Raw genomic sequence first — 17,734 nt, 5'->3', positions numbered from 1 at the left:
TAATGGCCCGTTCGTCTATCGGCTAGGACGCCAGGTTTTCATCCTGGTAAGAGGGGTTCGATTCCCCTACGGGCTACAATTAAAAAATTAAGAAAAAACAAAATGGCAAATCATAAGTCAGCATTAAAAAGAATTAGAAGTAACGAGGCTAAACGCTTAACTAACAAGTATCAGCATAAAACAACACGTAATGCTATAAAAAAGTTGCGTGAGTTGACTGATAAGAAAGAAGCAGAGAAAATGTTTCCTACTGTAGTTTCTATGTTAGATAAATTAGCAAAGAAAAATGTTATTCATGCAAACAAAGCAGCAAACCTTAAATCAGGTTTGTCGCAACATATTGCTGCACTTTAATACTATTTTAAAGTTTAAGATATTGAAAGCTTCTCAGAAATGAGAGGCTTTTTTTTTGATTTTTTTTAATAAGATTAAAGTTTAAAAATTTAAATTTGCAATTATCACTTAACCATTTAATATTACCCTTTTGGAAAATAAAAAAGCTATAAAATTAATAGATAAGATTCTTAAAGATTTAGATAAGAACGGTATAAATACAGATGTATTAATTACTGATATTAAGGAACTAAGAACATATGCTCTTGAAGCTGAAATCCCTTTAGTTGTTAAAGTACTTAGGCTTACTTATGAACATATAGAAGCAAATGATTCATTTTTAATACCTATTTTAGATGATGAGCCTATAGAAGAAGGTGATTTTAATAATGCAGAAAGCTCTCCTGTTGAAAGTCTTAAATATTTAATTTCCTTAATTAGGAATCTTAATAACAAATCTAATATTGCAGATTTAAAAGAGTATAGAGATCTTTTAAATAGTTTTTAGAAAAGAGTTTTAAGTAAATAAAAAATAAAAGCCTCAGGACAAAATTAATGACTGAGGCTTTTTTAGTTTGAGTTAGTTATTTAGTATTCCGTCTACACGGGAATGGAAATTTTATCCATTCATTGAAATTAAAAATTCTTCGTTGTTTCTAGTTTGTTTGAAACGGTCGTTAATAAATTCCATAGCTTCAACAGGATTCATATCAGCAAGATATTTACGCATTACCCACATACGTTGTATGGTGTTATCGTCTAGTAATATATCATCACGACGCGTACTTGAAGATGTTAAATCGATAGCTGGGAATATTCTACGGTTAGATATTTTTCTATCCAATTGAAGTTCCATATTACCAGTACCTTTAAATTCTTCGAAAATAACTTCGTCCATTTTAGAACCAGTTTCAGTAAGTGCAGTGGCAATAATGGTTAATGAACCACCATTTTCTATATTACGAGCGGCACCAAAGAAACGTTTTGGTTTGTGTAATGCATTAGCATCTACACCACCACTTAATATTTTACCAGATGCAGGTTGCACAGTATTATAAGCTCTAGCTAAACGAGTAATAGAATCTAGTAAAATAACTACATCATGACCACATTCTACTAAGCGTTTTGCTTTTTCAAGAACAATATTTGCAATTTTTACGTGCTCATGTGCTTCCTTATCAAAAGTTGAAGCAATAACTTCGCCACGGACATTACGTTGCATATCCGTTACTTCTTCTGGACGTTCATCAATTAATAAAATCATTTGATAAACCTCAGGATGATTTGCTGCTATGGCATTTGCTACGTCCTTTAATAGCATAGTTTTTCCCGTTTTTGGTTGGGATACAATCATACCACGTTGTCCTTTTCCAATTGGAGAAAACAAATCCATAATACGCGTAGAAATAGTACTTTGCTTTTCAGCTAAATTGAACTTTTCTTGCGGGAATAAAGGTGTTAAATGCTCAAAAGACACACGGTCTCTAACAACATTTGGACTTTGTCCATTAATTTTACTAACCTTAATTAGTGGAAAGTATTTTTCACCTTCTTTAGGAGGACGAACATGTCCTAATACTGTATCTCCAGTTTTTAAACCGAATAATCTAATTTGCGATTGCGAAACATAAATATCATCAGGTGACGATAAATAATTATAGTCAGACGACCTTAAAAAACCATAACCATCTTGCATGATATCTAAGACACCTTCACTTTCTATAATGGCATCAAATTCAAAATCTGGCTCACGATAACGGTTACGACTGTCTTTATTTCCGTTATTACCATTTTTCTGGTTTTTATGTTGGTTTTTATGTTGATGATTTTTATGTTGAGGTTTTTGATTATCGTTTTTTCTGTCGTTTTGTGGCCTCGGATTAGGCTTATGCTCCTTTTTTACTTCTTCAGTATTCTGCTTTACAGGAGTACTCTTTTTATCTTCACTTTCAGTAGGTTTACTGTCAACAGTAGTTGGCTTATCCGCATTATTGTTTGTTGTAGGTTTCTGAACGCGTTGTCTTGGTTTTCTTGTTTGTTGCTTTTCTGCAGGATTTTCTGGTTCGGCAACTGCGGTAACAACTTTAGGGTCCGCTGCCTGCATGTCTAGTATTTTATAAACTAGATCTAATTTTTTTAAAGAACGGTACTTTGGGACGTTCAGTTTTTTAGCAATCTCCTGTAAATCAGCGAGTTTCTTTTCTTTTAATTGTGAAATTTCAAACATTGATGTTTATTGAATATTTTATTTTGAGTATAAACTTGAGTTATTCTGAAAAAAATGATTTTTATTCTGAAGAATTAACAACCTGTTATTGCGGTTATTGAGAAATATTAATGCAATTATACAACTTTATTTTAATTTTTAGCATTAATTCTATTATTTTTGCGGTCTAGATTTTTAAATAAATATGTTACAACGAATACAAACTATATACCTCTTGTTAGCTGCTGCAACTTCTGTGGGACTAATTTATGTGTTTGAATTATGGGTAACGTCAGACGATATTAAAGTATTTGCTGCTGATAATATTTATATTTTTTCAGCTTTTTTAGTATCAGCATTATTATCAATTATATCAATATTTCGTTACAAAAACAGGAAGTCTCAATTTATGCTGGGGCGCCTTAACATCATATTAAATTTTTTTTTACTAGCGTTTTTTGTATATCAATCTCTAAATGTATCTGGAGAAACGGCGGTTTCTGAGAAAGGTATTGGGATGCTTCTACCTATTGTTTCTATCGTGTTATTGGCATTAGCTAATAAGGCCATCAAAAAGGATGAAGATCTTGTAAAATCTGTAGATCGATTACGATAAAACCTAATATCTTAGTAGTATTAGTGCGTAAAACCCAAGGTGAAAACTTTGGGTTTTTTTATCTACGCTTTTCAAATTCTATAACCTCCAAATTATCTATTTTTTTACCATCAATTGTAAAACGAAGCATAGTACGTATTTTATGAAATCCATGTTTTCCAGCTGCACCTGGATTCATGTGTAATAAATTAAGTTTTTTATCTGGCATTACCTTTAAAATATGTGAATGCCCACAAATGAAAAGCTTTGGAGGGTTTTGCTTAATAGCTTCACTAACTCTAAGATTATACTTTGGAGGGTAACCCCCGATATGGGTTATCCAAACATCTACACTTTCGCACAAGAAACGATTATGCTCTGGGAATTCCATACGAATTTTAGCATCATCAATATTACCATAAACTGCTCGAAGTGGTTTTAATGCTTTTATAGCATCTGTAACTTTCAAATCACCAATATCGCCTGCATGCCAAACTTCATCAGCTTGTTTTACATACTTTAAAATGTCTTCGTTAATATAGCTATGAGTATCTGAAAGAAGTAGAATTTTAGTCATTAGAAAAAAAATATTTAATTAAGATTAGTGGCTTCTCAGGGAACTCAAATCTCTCTATATTTGTTGTTTCAACAAAAGTATAAAAAGAAATTGCGATATTTTATAGAACTTTCGTATCAAGGTAAAGGCTATCATGGTTGGCAAAATCAGCCAGATGCTATCACTGTGCAAGAGGTTTTAGAAAAAGCGTTATCAACTTTATTAAAAGAGCCTATTTCTACAATGGGTGCGGGACGAACCGATACCGGTGTTCATGCTAAACAAATGTTCGCTCATTTTGATTTTGAAAGCATTATTAATGTAACAGATTTGGTTTTTAAACTAAATTCGTTTCTCCCAAAAGACATTGCAATTCATAATATATTTAGAGTAAAAGATGAAGTACATGCTCGTTTTGATGCTTTAAGTAGAACATATTTATACAGAATATCCTTAAAAAAGGATGTCTTTTCATTTAATGAAACATATTATGTTAAGCAAGATTTGAATGTTGAAAAGATGAATAGCGCATCAAAAATTTTATTTAGCTATAAAGATTTTCAATGTTTTTCTAAAACCAATACAGATGTAAAAACGTATAATTGCACTATTATGGAGGCAAATTGGACTTTAGAAAATAACGAACTTCAGTTTACCATTAAAGCGGATCGTTTTTTGCGAAATATGGTAAGAGCCATAGTTGGTACTATGGTAAATATTGGTTTAGGTAAAATGAATTTGAACGATTTACATGATATAATAGAATCTAAAAATAGAAGTGAAGCAGGATTTTCTGTACCTGCACATGCTTTATATTTAACAAAAATAGAATACCCAAAGCATATTAAAATAAATGACTAAAAAAAAGGAAAACATATTTGATTTTGTTTTATTCAAAAGACTTTTTGAATACATTAAACCTTACAAAGGTGTGTTTTTCGGCTTGCTTTTGCTTGTTGTTTTATTGGCTGTTTTTAGTGCCGCAACGCCATATATAACAAAATATGCAATTGATGACAGTATTGCAGCAAGAGCATCAAAGGGCTTTCTGTTTTACATTCTTTTAATGTTAGGTGTTTTAGTATTACAAACCATATTTCAATTACTATTTATTTATTACGCTGCATGGTTAGGGCAAAATTTGGTTATGGATGTTCGTGTAAAACTCTTTAACCATTTGCTTAGGTTTAAAATGAAATATTATGATAATTCATCTGTGGGTGTATTAATTACAAGATCTGTTACCGATATGGAACGGATAGCAGATATTTTTGGTCAAGGCTTATTCATGATTTTTAGAGATTTACTAACCATGATTGTTGTTTTTGGGGTTATGGTTTATATAAACTGGCGATTAAGTTTAATCGTTTTTGTAATGCTTCCAATACTGTTATATGCTACACGAATTTTTCAAAAGTACATGAAAAGGGCTTTTGAAGAAGTTAGAAATGAAGTATCTAATTTAAATTCTTTTGTACAAGAGCGTATAACGGGCATGAAGATTTTACAGCTTTTTACACGAGAAGATTTAGAATATAAAAAGTTTAAGGAAATAAACGAGCGACATAAAAAGGGATGGGTTAAAACAGTTTGGTATAACTCAATTTTCTTTCCTTTAGCAGATTTGGTTTCTTCTGTTAGTATTGGTTTAGTAGCATGGTATGGAGGTTTAAGTGTAGTGTTAGACGGTATTGTTTCACAAGGAGATTTAATTGCTTTCATTATGTTTATACCCATGTTGTTTAGACCATTACGTCAAATAGCTGATAAATTTAATACTCTTCAAATGGGTATGGTGGCAGCAACTAGGGTATTTAAAGTTATAGACACCACATCACAGATTGATGATACGGGAACGCACGTAGCGGACCATTTTAAAGGCAATATTCAATTTGATAATATTCATTTTAGTTATGTTGAAGATGAAGTTGTTTTAAAAGGGGTCTCTTTTAAAGTTAACGCAGGAGATACAGTTGCAATTGTTGGGGCAACTGGAGCTGGAAAGTCAACAATTATTAATTTGTTGAATCGTTTTTATGAAATTAATGATGGCGCTATTTTGGTTGATGGTATTAATATAAAGGATGTTACTTTGCCTTCATTGCGAACACAAATTGCTGTGGTATTGCAAGATGTGTTCTTGTTTGCTGATACTATTTTAAATAACATCACATTAAATAACCCAGAGATAACTGAAGAAGACGTTTTTCAAGCTGCAAAGGATATAGGAATTCATGATTTTATAATGAGTTTGCCAAATGGTTATAATTATAATGTAAAAGAGCGCGGCGTTATGTTATCATCTGGTCAACGTCAGTTAATTTCATTTTTAAGAGCTTACGTAACTAATCCAAGTATTTTAGTTTTAGATGAAGCCACATCATCAGTTGATTCATATTCTGAACAACTCATTCAAAATGCAACTGATAAAATAACAAAAGGAAGAACCTCAATTGTAATCGCTCATCGTTTGGCAACAGTAAAAAAAGCAGATAAAATTATTGTAATGGATGCTGGTAAAATTGTAGAACAAGGCACTCACGATGAATTACTTAAAAAAGAAAATGGATATTATAAAAACTTGTACGAGGTTCAGTTTTTACAGGAAGAAACAATTGTTTAATTTTTTAACTATTAGGCATAAAATCTTGTAAGTCAATAGTTCCAGTTATTAAAAGTAAAACAATTGATAAGATAGAAACACCTATGTAAGTAAAGAAAAATAAGACTAAAAAAAGAAAAATTTTAAGTGCGAGTTGCCCAAAATTGAGTTTAAATAATCGGGTTAATATATAGCAATGATAAAGAAAAAGAAAAAGGTACATTACTGAACTAAAAAACAAATATTTTTCAGGAGCAATAGCTAATGTACTTAAGCCAAAAATGACTGATAATATTGAGTAAACAGACATGCTGTATAAATATAAAATGACATGCTCTGTATAATTATATTTTTTATTGTAAAATGTAATCCAACTTAATAAAGCAGCAAGAGGAATTAAAAACGAAAACAGTAAGGAGGCATACTCTAACGAAAAATCCGAAGTTAGTTCCATGATTTTTCTTGATGCTTCATTATTAGCAACATTTTTATCACCCAGCAGGTTAGAAGCATCTAAATATCTCTTGTAAAATTTTGTTATTATGAATATGTTTAACCCGTTTACGGTTAATATTACTCCAAAAAAACTAATCGGGTTTACATAACGTTTTCTTACACCTTTAACATATCCATCAATAACAACTTCTGGTTTTTTAAATAGATCAATAAATGTTCTAAGTAGTTTGTTGTCATAATTAAAAAAGGTTTCACTGAGGTGTTCAAAAAGGTTTCTAATTGTTAATCTGTTTCTTATGACTTTCCCACCACATCCATTACAGTAATCACTATCTGTTGCTAACTCTCTTTCACAATTTTTACAATTCATATCACATTTTTTTGCATTAAGACAATAACTACTCCAATGATTATACCCAGAACGACTGCTATTAAAAAGATTATTCCAAGAATAACTAATATTAATAAAAAACCAGCTAGTGCATTTAAAAAAGTAAAATTAAAAACACGTTTTAAAACATAAAAGAAATAGATAAAAGTAATTATAGTTATCAAATAGGTAATAGTTACATAATTAATACCAAGGCATAAAAACAAGATGGTAAGTATAGATGATATGATAACAATTTGGGCTGAATAATAAAGATTTATAACTATATGCTCTGTAAAATTAAAGCGTTTTTCACCTATAATTTTGTAAGCTAACCATGAAGATATGGCCGAAAACGGAACAGATAAAACATAAAAAACACTTTGATAATTATTGATTTGAGCATAATCAAAATTTGATGGAGAAAATGGGTTGTCTTTTTGGTTTTGTAGATTTTTAAACCCGTCACCAATTATATCATCAATTTCTATGGCATCTTTAAAAAAGGTATTCATTAAAAAAATTTGAATCCCAACAAGTGTTAAAGAGATAGCGAAATATTGAATAACATTAATGTACTTCTTTCTAGTACCAGAAATAAAGCCATTTATAACAGATTCTGGATTTTTAAATAAATGAATGAAGGTTTTTAAAAACCGATTATCGATATTAAAAAACTGTTCATTAATATCGTGTGCAATATTTTTTAAAGTGAGTCTGTTTCTAATCACTTTTGCGCCACATTCAAAACAGAAATTCTGTTTTTCAATTAAAGAAGTATCACAGTTTTTACAATTCACTTATGCTAAATCTTTTTTAACCATATTGTTGAGTTCTGCTGTATCATCATAAACTACAAATTCTCCGTCTTTAAAATAGGAAATATGTCCTGTTTCTTCACTAACGGCTAGTGCTAATGCATCGGTTTTTTCTGTAACTCCAATAGCAGCTCTATGTCGTAACCCAAAACGTTGTGGAATATTTTTTTCGTTATTTACAGGCAATACAACTCGAGTTGCTTTTACAATGTTATTGCTAACTATAATTGCGCCATCGTGTAACGGACTGTTTTTAAAGAAGATACTTTCTATAATAGGTTGTGTAACTTTTATATTCATTTCATCACCAGATGATAATAAAAAATCTAGATTGTTATTTCGCTCAAAAACTATGAGTGCTCCTGTTTTAGACATCCCCATTTTGGTACATGCCGAAACTATAGCATCAACGTTAGTTTCATCACTTGTCTCTGTTTTGAGGAATTTGAATTGCTGTAAAAATTTCCGTCGTCTATTAAAATTTGTTGAGCCAACCATAAGCAAAAACTTTCTTATTTCTGGCTGAAATACGACAATTAATGCTATGATTCCAACCTTCATAAAACCACCAAAAATACCCGTTAAGAGTTCCATGTTTAAGAATTCGGTAAGTTTCCAGACCAAATAAATAATAATGATTCCTATAAATATATTGATTGCAACAGTACCTTTAACCAGTTTGTAAACATAATAGAGTAGAAGTGCGACTAAAATAACATCTATAACATCTACAACTGTAAATTTTAAAAGGTCTTTAAATATTTCCAAAGGCGGTGGGTTTTTGTAAATTTAGTAAAAAAGGGTTAATTAAAAATTAATTCATTATTTGATAAATGAATATAATTTAAATCACTATCGATTAAAGTTGATTTAAATGAAATATATTCTTGAAAAGTTATATTTGGATTAATCTTTAAGTTAAGTTCGATTTCTTTGTTCGATGATTCAGGAAATGCTTTTTTTAAATCATTTAAAATATTTTCACAATTTGTTTGAGCTATAATAACTATACATTTTATGGCATCAGTAAATATAGTAATGGAGTCCTTGCTTTGGTATCTAATAAATAATGAGACATTACTCTTTCGAGAGTTTATAGAACCAATTTTTTTCTGTTCAAAAGAATAATTCACATCAGTAAACTCAACAAACCCTAGGTTTTTTCTGCTAACATCATTACAAGTAAAATAGTTTTTAGCATTTTTGTTTTTATGACTAGAATTATCTTTTTTATCCTGTAAGTATTTAATATGAGGAATAGCTTGCTTTAAAGTTAGGCGTTTGTCAACATTAACAAGCCAATTTGTTGTGCTGATAAGGTTTTTTCTATTAAGTTCTAAACTGTCTTCTTTTGTTTCGTCATAAAATAAATATGCGTGAGAAACATCATTGATTTCTGTAATTTCAGAGGTGCTTATTTCTGGTAGTTGAAGTACTTTTTTGTTTCCGCAAGAAAGTAAAAAGAAACTTATTATTAATAAAAAGTATTTCATTTTAAACATTTAATGATTCAACTAATTTAATACATTCCATAGCTTCATTAACATCATGAACTCGCAAAATTGAAGCCCCTTTCTGTAGAGCCACGGTATTCAAAACCGATGTACCATTTAAAGCTTCATTAGCAGATGTTCCGAGTTTTTTGTAAATCATAGATTTTCTGGAAATACCTGCTAGTAGGGGTTTCTCAATCATTTTAAATAACTCGAGTTTGTTTAACAACTCATAATTTTGTTCTAAGGTTTTTGCAAAACCAAAACCTGGGTCAATAACTATATCAATAATACCCAAGGTTTTAGCAGTTGCTATTCTTTCAGAAAAATAGAATAAAATGTCTTTAACTAAATTATCGTAGCTTGTTTGCTTTTGCATGGTTTGCGGTGTTCCGCGCATGTGCATCATAATATAAGGCACTTGTAAATTTGCAATAGTTTGCAACATATTATTATCTAGTTTTCCTGCAGAAATATCATTAATCATGCAAGCCCCAGCTTCAATACATTGTTTAGCAACTTCACTTCTAAAAGTATCAATTGAAAGCAAAATATCTGGAAAAGATTTTAATAAACTATTCACTATTGGCAAAATACGCTTTAGTTCTTCATCTTCACTAACATGATTTGCATTTGGTCTTGAACTATATGCACCAACATCAATGAAAGTAGCGCCTTCATTCAGCATGTTTTCGACCTGATTAAGAATTTCAGAATCATTTTTATAAACGCCACCATCGTAAAACGAATCTGGAGTAACGTTTAAGATACCCATAACTTTTGGCGACGATAAATCAATAAGTTTGCCTTTGCAATTAATTGTCATTTATACAGTTTTGTAAGGTGTTGGTATATGGTTTAAAACTTTAAACCAGAAACCTTGAAGGTTTTAATTATTTATGCGAAATTTACGGAAAATTCATTTTTATTCATGCAAGATACTTCAAAACAATATGATGCCGTAATAGATGCCTGTAAAAGTTTATTCACAAAGAAAATGAGCGATTACGGAAGTGCATGGAGAATATTGAGATTACCATCTTTAACCGACCAAATTTTTATAAAAGCACAACGTATTAGAGGTTTGCAACAAAACGAGGTGCAAAAAGTTGATGAAGGACAAGAAAGCGAATTTATTGGTATTATAAATTATTGCGTTATGGCGCTTATTCAATTGGAAAAAGGTGTTGTTGAACAGCCAGATATGAATACTGAAGAAGCTAAAGAATTGTATGAAAAGCATGTTGCAATTACGAAACAACTTATGGAGGATAAAAACCATGACTATGGTGAAGCATGGCGTGATATGCGAGTAAGTAGTTTAACAGATTTAATTTTGCAAAAGTTATTACGAGTTAAACAAATTGAAGATAATAAAGGAAAAACATTGGTTAGTGAAGGTATTGACGCAAACTACCAAGACATGATTAACTATGCCGTTTTTGCAATGATTCATTTAAACAATTAATATGAAAGTACTAGTTTCAATAAGCAGAATATTCGTTGGTGTTTTATTCATCATTTCAGGTTTAATAAAACTAAACGACCCACTAGGGTTTTCATATAAACTGCAAGAATATTTTAGTCAGGATGTTTTAAATATTCCTTTTTTAGAGCCTTATGCTTTAATGATTTCTGTTTTGGTTGTGGTTTTCGAGGTTGTTTTGGGGGTGTTTTTACTTATTGGTTACAAGCCTAAATTTACCGTTTGGAGCCTACTTCTAATGATTGTATTTTTTACATTTTTAACATTTTACTCTGCATATTTTGATAAAGTAAAAGACTGTGGATGTTTTGGTGATGCTTTAAAGTTAACACCTTGGGAAAGCTTTACTAAAGATATTTTGTTGTTGTTTTTTATTCTTATTTTGTTTTTTGGTGTTAAGCATATCAAACCACTTTTTAGTAAATTAACAACTACTGTAGTAGCACTTTTAAGCTTTATATTTAGTTTATGGTTTGGATACCATGTATTGATGCATTTGCCAGCCAAAGATTTTAGAGCTTATAAAATAGGTGCAAATATTAAAGAAGGGATGACTGTTCCTGAAGATGCTCCTAAACCTGTTGTAGAATATTCATGGAAGTTTACTGTAAATGGCGAAGAAAAAGTAATTACTACAGATGGCGCATATCCATCGGTTGAAGGTGATTTTGTGAGCGTAGATACCAAAGTTATTAAGGAAGGTTACGAACCACCTATTTATGATTTTTCTATTGAAAGTGAAGATGAAGATTTTACAGATAAATTTTTAAGTGAACAAAATCTCATAGTTGTAGTGTCTTATAGTTTGGAAAGTATTGAACGCGATGGAGCTTTAAAGTTGAAAGCATTACAGGATGTAGCCAGGAAAAACAATTATAAAATTATTGGTTTAACAGCATCGGGTGAAGAGTCAAAACAACGCATTAACGAAGCATATGAAATTGATTTCGATTGGTATTTATGTGATGAAAAAGCTCTTAAAACCGTTGTGCGCTCTAACCCAGGAATTATAGAACTTGATGAAGGTACCGTAAAGCAAAAAGTACATTGGAATGATATTGATGATTTAAAATTGCCGAAAGTAGAGCGTAAATCTGAACCTGTAAAAGCACCAGAACTAATTGCGTATTTCATTGATGGGCAACCTTCAACAGAAGAAGAAGTTGAATCTCTAGATAAAAATAAAATAGATAGTGTTAATGTTATCAAGAATTCCATTGCACTGAAAGAACTAAGCGATCAACACAATACTTCCTATACAGGAATTATTGATGTTGTTTTAAAGTCTGGCAAAAACAACTAAGCACATCAACAAACAAGCTATTTGATAAGTTACTTACTAAATAAAATCACCTACGCCATACTTACCCTGTTCGGGGTAGTTACCGTTATTTTCTTTTTATTTAATGTACTTCCTGGAGACCCTGCACAAATGATGTTAGGACAAAACGAGAATAGTGAACAATTGGCTTTAGTAAAAAAGAAATATGGATTTGATAAATCCACTAGTACCCAGTTTTTATATTACTTAAATGATTTGTCGCCAGTTTCATTTCACTCTAAAAACCTAAACGATTATACTTTTTTAGATGAAGAAAAATATACAGCAGTAAAACTTTTTTCGATAGGTAATACAACTACCGTTTTAAAGTATTCCTACTTAAGAGAATCTTTTACAAAACAAGGGAAAAAAGTTAGTGAAGTTTTAAAAGAAACACTTCCTAATACATTTGTTTTAGCTGTTTCTGCAATTACTATTGCTATTATTTTAGGCATTCTTCTCGGTATTATATCAGCATTGTACAAAGATAAATGGCTAGATAAAGCAATTCAAATCTTTAGTACTTTCGGAATGAGTATTCCTTCTTTTTTCAGCGCCATATTGTTTGCATGGTTTTTTGGATATGTATTGCATAAATACACCAATTTAGAAATGACGGGTAGCCTTTTTGAACTTGATGATTTTGGCGAATCAATGCATATTAAATGGAAAAATTTAATATTACCAGCTGTGGTTTTAGGAATCCGTCCACTTGCAGTAGTAATTCAACTCATGAGAAATTCATTACTTGAAGTTTTTAATCAAGATTATATAAGAACAGCCAGAGCAAAAGGTTTAAGTGAATTTCAAATTATAAAAAAGCATGCAATTAAAAATGCTTTAAATCCTGTTGTTACAGCAATTTCTGGTTGGTTTGCTTCTATGTTAGCCGGAGCAGTGTTTGTGGAGTATATTTTTGGATGGAATGGTTTAGGAAAAGAAATTGTAAATGCACTAAATACATTAGATTTACCAGTAATTATGGGTTCAGTGCTAATTATCGCGGTATTGTTTATAATAATCAATATTTTTGTAGATATAATTTATGTTTGGTTAGATCCTAAAGTTAAACTCGAATAGTTTATTATGAAGAAAATACAATATTTATTCGTTTTGTTAATCAGTTTTTTAAGCTGTAATACAGAAACTCCAACACAATTTTCGGAGGAAGTTTTAAATGATGTGTTTATAACTTTAGATGGAGATTCGATAGTTTTTAAAGATATTTTAGAAAATCATAAAAATCAAGATTTAGTAATTGATATATGGGCTAGTTGGTGTGGTGATTGTATTGAAGGTTTGCCCAAACTTAAAGCGTTACAAAACGAATATACAGACGTTACATACATATTTTTGTCTTTAGATAGAACAGAAAAGGCATGGAAAAATGGTGTAAAAAAATATAAAATTGACGGACAACATTATTTTATGAAATCTGGATGGAATGGTGCTTTTGGAAATTTTGTTGATTTAGACTGGATACCGCGTTATATGGTTGTAGATAAAACAGGAACAATAAAATTATTTGAAGCCACAAAAGCTGATGATAAACGAATAAAAGAAAATTTATAAATAATTTAAAAAATCCCTAAGTTGTAAAAGGGTAGAATTAAAATGAGAAAAAATATAGTAGCAGGAAACTGGAAGATGAATAATGATTTGGCTCAAACAGAATCATTGTTAACCGACTTAAAAAAACAAACAAAAACAACAAGTGCCGAGGTTATGGTTGCACCAACATTTACTAATTTATACCATGCTTACGAAGCTCTAAGAACTACTGATATTGAGGTTGTTGCTCAGAATATGCATTTTGCTGAAAAAGGTGCTTACACAGGAGAAATAAGTGCTAGTATGTTAAAAAGCGTTGGTGTTAATACAGTTATTTTAGGGCATAGCGAGCGTCGGGAATATTTTAATGAGACTGATGAATTATTAGCAAAAAAAGTAGATGCTGCTCTAGCAAACGATATACGTGTTATTTTCTGTTTTGGAGAAGAATTAGCAGATAGAAAAGCCGGTAATGAAGAAACTATTGTAGGTAATCAAATTAAAAACGCATTATTTCATTTAGAAGCTGAAGCATTTAAAAATATTGTATTGGCTTACGAACCTGTTTGGGCCATAGGTACTGGTGAAACAGCAAGTCCAGAACAGGCGCAAGATATGCATGCATTTATTAGAAAAACATTAGCAGATAAATATGGTAATAATGTTGCAGATGAAGTTTCAATACTTTATGGTGGTAGTGTTAAGCCAGCTAATGCAGTTGAAATTTTCTCTAAGCCGGATGTAGATGGAGGATTAATTGGAGGAGCAGCACTTAATGCCGAAGATTTCTTTGCTATAGTAAATGCATTTTAGAATAGTAAAGTAACTAATATTGGGCCTGTTAATTTTAAAAGCTAACAGGCCTTTTTATATATACTAGACATGTCAAACTTAATTTACATCGGTTATTATTTCAAGGCTAAACCACTTCAACCAGCAGTTGAGATTCTCATTGCAGAATTGGGTTACGCAGGTTTTGAAAGTTTTGTAGAAACAGAAGAAGGAGTTACGGCATATATACAAAAGGAAGAGTGGCGAGAGGATGTTTTAGAAGAAATCCAAATTTTAACTTCAGATGAATTTGAAATTAGTTTCGCTTTTGAAGAAATAGAGCAAACCAATTGGAACGCAGAATGGGAGAAGAATTTCAATCCTATAGTAGTTGATGATGTTTGTGCAGTTCGAGCACCTTTTCATGAAAAGTTAGATACAGAATACGATATCATTATCGAACCTAAAATGAGTTTTGGAACAGGGCATCATGAAACTACACATATGATGATACAACATATATTAAAAAATGATTTTGAAGGTAAATCAGTTTTAGATATGGGTTGTGGTACAGGGGTTTTAGCCATATTAGCAGAGCAAAAGGGAGCTAGTACTATTGATGCTGTAGATTATGATAACTGGTGTTATTTAAATAGTATAGAAAATGTAGAACGTAACAACTGTAAAAGTATAACGGTTATAGAAGGCGATGCATCAATTTTAAAGGGTAAATATGATATCATTATTGCTAATATAAATCGAAATATTTTGATGCAAGACATGGAAATTTATATCTCTTGTTTAAATAAAAATGGTAAATTATTTTTAAGCGGATTTTATAATGATGATGTGCCAATGATTAAAGCCGAATGTGAAAAACATTTGTTAAAATTTGAAGAAAAATTGGAAAGAAACAATTGGGTATCGTTAAAATTTTTAAATTAGTACTGTAATTAATCCCCAAGATTATAACGCTATGAGTTCAAAAGAAAAAAGTTCAGAAGAATTATTGCTAAAAGAAGCAGTGGTTACTCAAAATGAAATTGTATTACATAATGACGATGTTAATACTTTTGATCACGTTATTGAAACGCTAATACATGCCTGTGATCATACATCAGAACAAGCAGAGCAATGTGCTATTCTAGTTCACTACAAAGGAAAATGTACTGTAAAAACTGGTTTGTATGATGATTTAAAACCACGCTGCTCTATGCTTTTAGAAGCAGGATTAAGCGCTGAAATTATCTAATTATTTAGTCTTCCAATAGCGCAACTCACAAAAGATTTTACTTTTGCGGTTAATGTATTTTTATCACCTTCAATAGGATACCCTATACTATTTAGTAGTTCTTCTACTTCTACTAGTGTATTTTCGTTTTCGTAATGAAATGCAACTGTATCATTACTAACTTCCAATTCACTTAGGTTTTTAATATCAGATAATTTTTTTATGATGGTATTTGCACAACCATAACATTTTAAATTTTGAATTTTAAGACTTGTTTGCATTTTTTATTTTACACGAATTAATTCCTAAAACGGTGTATAAAGGGCAAAAATTAATAAAACTTGTTATAAGAAAAATTATAGCTATTCCCATTAATACATATGCTAATGTACCAGAAATAACATTAAAATAGTACAATAAAGCTATTGCAATAGCAACAGTTATTCTAATGCCTTTGTCTAAAGTTCCCATGTTTTTTTTCATAATATATAGTTTTAATTATTGTTTATAAAGTTGTTGGACACACAAAATCTGTAATTGGTAAATCTGTTGCTTTAATGGCACCAAAACCACCAGCAATATCTATTAGATTATTAAAACCACGTGCTTTTAAAATAGAGGCAGCTATTACAGAGCGATAACCACCAGCACAATGCACGTAATAGGTTTTATTTTTATCAATAGCATTCATATTATCATTAATATAATCTAAAGCAAAATGTTGCACATTATCACCTTGTAAATGCTCAGATGCATATTCACCATCTTTTCTGACGTCTAGAATATTTATATTTTTACTTTTGAAGTCTTTATAAAATTCATTAACAGAGAGCGAGGTAATTGTTTCAATGTCTTTTCCTGCATTTTCCCAAGCGGTTATTCCGCCTTCCAAATACCCAAGTGTATTATCATAACCAACACGTGATAAACGTGTTACAGTTTCTTTTTCGCGACCTTCAGGAGTAACAAGTAAAATAGGTTGTTTTAAATCGGTAATTAAAGCGCCAACCCAAGGAGCAAACCCACCATTTATACCAATAAAAATAGAGTTGGGTATATGGCCTTCAACAAATTCTTTTTGTGTTCTAACATCTAAAACTAAAGCATCTTCATTATTAGCTGTAGCTTCAAAAACGTCTGGATTTAAAGGTCTGTCACCTTTTTTTAACACAGTTTCAAAATTATCATAACCCACTTTATTCATCATAGCATTTTTTGCAAAATATTGTGGTGGTGGTGCAATACCATCCAATACTTCTTTTACAAATTCATCTTTGGTCATATTCTCTCTAAGTGCATAATTTGTTTTTTTCTGCTCACCTAAAATACCAATGGTTTCCTTGCTTAGATTTTTACCACAAGCTGAACCAGCGCCATGAGCTGGATAAACTATAACATCGTCTGGTAAAGTCATAATCTTGTTTCTTAGCGAATCGTATAGCATAGCTGCTAAGTCTTCTTTTGTTAAATCAGATTTAATGGCTAAATCAGGCCTTCCAACATCTCCAAGAAATAATGTGTCTCCGGAGAAAATAGCATGCTCTTTTCCGTTTTCATCAATTAATAGATAAGTAGAAGATTCTAGAGTATGCCCTGGTGTATGTAGTACCTTTATGGTTATATTACCTAGCTTAAACTCTTCATTATCTTTTGCCGCATGAATATCGTACTCGGTTTCAGCTCCTGGTCCAAAAACTATTTTTGCACCAGTTTTTTTTGCTAAGTCTACATGACCAGAAACAAAATCTGCATGAAAATGCGTTTCAAAAATATATTTAATTTTAGCATTTTCTTTGTTTGCTTTATCTACATATTGCTGTGTTTCGCGTAACGGATCAATAATGGCAACTTCTCCATCAGATTCTATATAATAAGCTCCTTGAGCTAAACATCCTGTATATATTTGTTCTATTTTCATAACTTATTTTTCTAGTGATTCAAAATT

22 protein-coding genes and 1 tRNA gene are annotated in these 17,734 nt (G+C 30.9%); 13 read left to right on the top strand and 10 right to left on the bottom strand.

Going from position 1 to position 17,734, the window contains the following annotated elements:
- Positions 1-4: 4 nt before the first annotated feature.
- The 3 genes from ABD939_RS03040 to ABD939_RS03030 all read left to right on the top strand — a co-directional run bounded on the left by ABD939_RS03040 (position 5) and on the right by ABD939_RS03030 (position 841).
- Positions 5-76: transfer RNA gene (locus ABD939_RS03040), tRNA-Glu, on the top strand.
- A 26-nt stretch (positions 77-102) separates the two neighbouring features.
- The gene (gene rpsT, locus ABD939_RS03035) at positions 103-354 is read left to right on the top strand and encodes a 30S ribosomal protein S20 (protein WP_345164379.1); all 252 of its coding nucleotides are present in this window, start codon (positions 103-105) and stop codon (positions 352-354) included.
- Positions 355-484: 130 nt separating this feature from the next.
- Positions 485-841, top strand: coding sequence for a hypothetical protein (locus tag ABD939_RS03030; protein ID WP_345164377.1), 357 nt, complete (start codon positions 485-487; stop codon positions 839-841).
- 111 nt (positions 842-952) lie between these two features.
- Here ABD939_RS03030 and rho read toward each other — a convergent pair whose 3' ends face one another.
- Positions 953-2,560 (bottom strand): transcription termination factor Rho, encoded by a 1,608-nt coding sequence (gene rho, locus ABD939_RS03025; RefSeq protein ID WP_345164376.1) that lies wholly within the window; start codon positions 2,558-2,560, stop codon positions 953-955.
- Positions 2,561-2,744: 184 nt separating this feature from the next.
- Between rho and ABD939_RS03020 the strand changes: the two genes are divergently transcribed.
- A complete protein-coding gene (locus ABD939_RS03020; RefSeq protein ID WP_345164374.1) occupies positions 2,745-3,155 on the top strand; it encodes a DUF4293 domain-containing protein in 411 nt (136 codons plus the stop codon).
- A 58-nt stretch (positions 3,156-3,213) separates the two neighbouring features.
- On the opposite strand, the gene ABD939_RS03015 is transcribed toward ABD939_RS03020, so the two are convergent.
- Entirely contained in the window at positions 3,214-3,711 is a 498-nt protein-coding gene (locus tag ABD939_RS03015) for a metallophosphoesterase family protein (protein WP_345164372.1), read from the bottom strand.
- A 90-nt stretch (positions 3,712-3,801) separates the two neighbouring features.
- Between ABD939_RS03015 and truA the strand changes: the two genes are divergently transcribed.
- The gene (gene truA / locus ABD939_RS03010; protein WP_345164370.1) at positions 3,802-4,551 is read left to right on the top strand and encodes a tRNA pseudouridine(38-40) synthase TruA; all 750 of its coding nucleotides are present in this window, start codon (positions 3,802-3,804) and stop codon (positions 4,549-4,551) included.
- A complete protein-coding gene (locus ABD939_RS03005; RefSeq protein WP_345164368.1) occupies positions 4,544-6,313 on the top strand; it encodes an ABC transporter ATP-binding protein in 1,770 nt (589 codons plus the stop codon). The genes truA and ABD939_RS03005 overlap by 8 nt, the downstream gene beginning before the upstream one ends.
- A gap of 4 nt (positions 6,314-6,317) precedes the next feature.
- On the opposite strand, the gene ABD939_RS03000 is transcribed toward ABD939_RS03005, so the two are convergent.
- From ABD939_RS03000 to folP, 5 genes are read right to left on the bottom strand one after another with little or no spacing between them, the layout of a single operon-like run.
- Positions 6,318-7,118: a DUF3667 domain-containing protein gene (locus ABD939_RS03000; protein WP_345164366.1), complete on the bottom strand. Its 801-nt coding sequence runs from the start codon at positions 7,116-7,118 to the stop codon at positions 6,318-6,320.
- Positions 7,115-7,918 carry a DUF3667 domain-containing protein gene (locus ABD939_RS02995; RefSeq protein WP_345164365.1) on the bottom strand — a complete coding sequence of 268 codons (804 nt, stop codon included), beginning with the start codon at positions 7,916-7,918 and terminating at the stop codon, positions 7,115-7,117. Before ABD939_RS02995 ends, ABD939_RS03000 begins: the two co-directional genes overlap by 4 nt.
- Positions 7,919-8,704 (bottom strand): diadenylate cyclase, encoded by a 786-nt coding sequence (locus ABD939_RS02990; protein ID WP_345164363.1) that lies wholly within the window; start codon positions 8,702-8,704, stop codon positions 7,919-7,921.
- Positions 8,705-8,739: 35 nt separating this feature from the next.
- Positions 8,740-9,429, bottom strand: coding sequence for a hypothetical protein (locus tag ABD939_RS02985; protein WP_345164360.1), 690 nt, complete (start codon positions 9,427-9,429; stop codon positions 8,740-8,742).
- Between the two features lies 1 nt (position 9,430).
- The gene (gene folP, locus ABD939_RS02980; protein ID WP_345164358.1) at positions 9,431-10,255 is read right to left on the bottom strand and encodes a dihydropteroate synthase; all 825 of its coding nucleotides are present in this window, start codon (positions 10,253-10,255) and stop codon (positions 9,431-9,433) included.
- A gap of 105 nt (positions 10,256-10,360) precedes the next feature.
- Here folP and ABD939_RS02975 point away from each other — a divergent pair, with 105 nt between their 5' ends.
- The 7 genes from ABD939_RS02975 to ABD939_RS02945 all read left to right on the top strand — a co-directional run bounded on the left by ABD939_RS02975 (position 10,361) and on the right by ABD939_RS02945 (position 15,810).
- Positions 10,361-10,897: a DUF1599 domain-containing protein gene (locus ABD939_RS02975; protein ID WP_345167314.1), complete on the top strand. Its 537-nt coding sequence runs from the start codon at positions 10,361-10,363 to the stop codon at positions 10,895-10,897.
- Between the two features lies 1 nt (position 10,898).
- Positions 10,899-12,218, top strand: coding sequence for a BT_3928 family protein (locus ABD939_RS02970; RefSeq protein ID WP_345164356.1), 1,320 nt, complete (start codon positions 10,899-10,901; stop codon positions 12,216-12,218).
- A 21-nt stretch (positions 12,219-12,239) separates the two neighbouring features.
- Complete coding sequence (locus ABD939_RS02965; RefSeq protein ID WP_345164354.1) at positions 12,240-13,316, top strand: ABC transporter permease; 1,077 nt, start codon at positions 12,240-12,242, stop codon at positions 13,314-13,316.
- Positions 13,317-13,322: 6 nt separating this feature from the next.
- A complete protein-coding gene (locus ABD939_RS02960; protein ID WP_345164352.1) occupies positions 13,323-13,808 on the top strand; it encodes a TlpA family protein disulfide reductase in 486 nt (161 codons plus the stop codon).
- Positions 13,809-13,850: 42 nt separating this feature from the next.
- The gene (tpiA, locus tag ABD939_RS02955; protein ID WP_345164350.1) at positions 13,851-14,600 is read left to right on the top strand and encodes a triose-phosphate isomerase; all 750 of its coding nucleotides are present in this window, start codon (positions 13,851-13,853) and stop codon (positions 14,598-14,600) included.
- A gap of 69 nt (positions 14,601-14,669) precedes the next feature.
- The gene (gene prmA / locus ABD939_RS02950) at positions 14,670-15,503 is read left to right on the top strand and encodes a 50S ribosomal protein L11 methyltransferase (protein WP_345164348.1); all 834 of its coding nucleotides are present in this window, start codon (positions 14,670-14,672) and stop codon (positions 15,501-15,503) included.
- A 31-nt stretch (positions 15,504-15,534) separates the two neighbouring features.
- A complete protein-coding gene (locus ABD939_RS02945; RefSeq protein WP_345164346.1) occupies positions 15,535-15,810 on the top strand; it encodes an ATP-dependent Clp protease adaptor ClpS in 276 nt (91 codons plus the stop codon).
- Here ABD939_RS02945 and ABD939_RS02940 read toward each other — a convergent pair.
- The 3 genes from ABD939_RS02940 to ABD939_RS02930 are packed head-to-tail and all read right to left on the bottom strand — an operon-like array spanning position 15,807 to position 17,707.
- A complete protein-coding gene (locus ABD939_RS02940; protein WP_345164344.1) occupies positions 15,807-16,070 on the bottom strand; it encodes a heavy-metal-associated domain-containing protein in 264 nt (87 codons plus the stop codon). The genes ABD939_RS02945 and ABD939_RS02940 overlap by 4 nt on opposite strands.
- A complete protein-coding gene (locus tag ABD939_RS02935; RefSeq protein ID WP_345164342.1) occupies positions 16,054-16,272 on the bottom strand; it encodes a YgaP family membrane protein in 219 nt (72 codons plus the stop codon). The genes ABD939_RS02940 and ABD939_RS02935 overlap by 17 nt, the downstream gene beginning before the upstream one ends.
- Positions 16,273-16,294: 22 nt before the next feature.
- Positions 16,295-17,707 carry an MBL fold metallo-hydrolase gene (locus tag ABD939_RS02930; RefSeq protein WP_345164339.1) on the bottom strand — a complete coding sequence of 471 codons (1,413 nt, stop codon included), beginning with the start codon at positions 17,705-17,707 and terminating at the stop codon, positions 16,295-16,297.
- Positions 17,708-17,734 lie beyond the last annotated feature (27 nt).

The sequence above is a fragment of the Algibacter aquimarinus genome (assembly GCF_039543265.1).
GTDB lineage: Bacteria > Bacteroidota > Bacteroidia > Flavobacteriales > Flavobacteriaceae > Algibacter_B > Algibacter_B aquimarinus.
The sequence above is the reverse complement of the archived record's forward strand: the minus strand, read 5'-3'. Positions and strand labels throughout refer to the sequence as shown.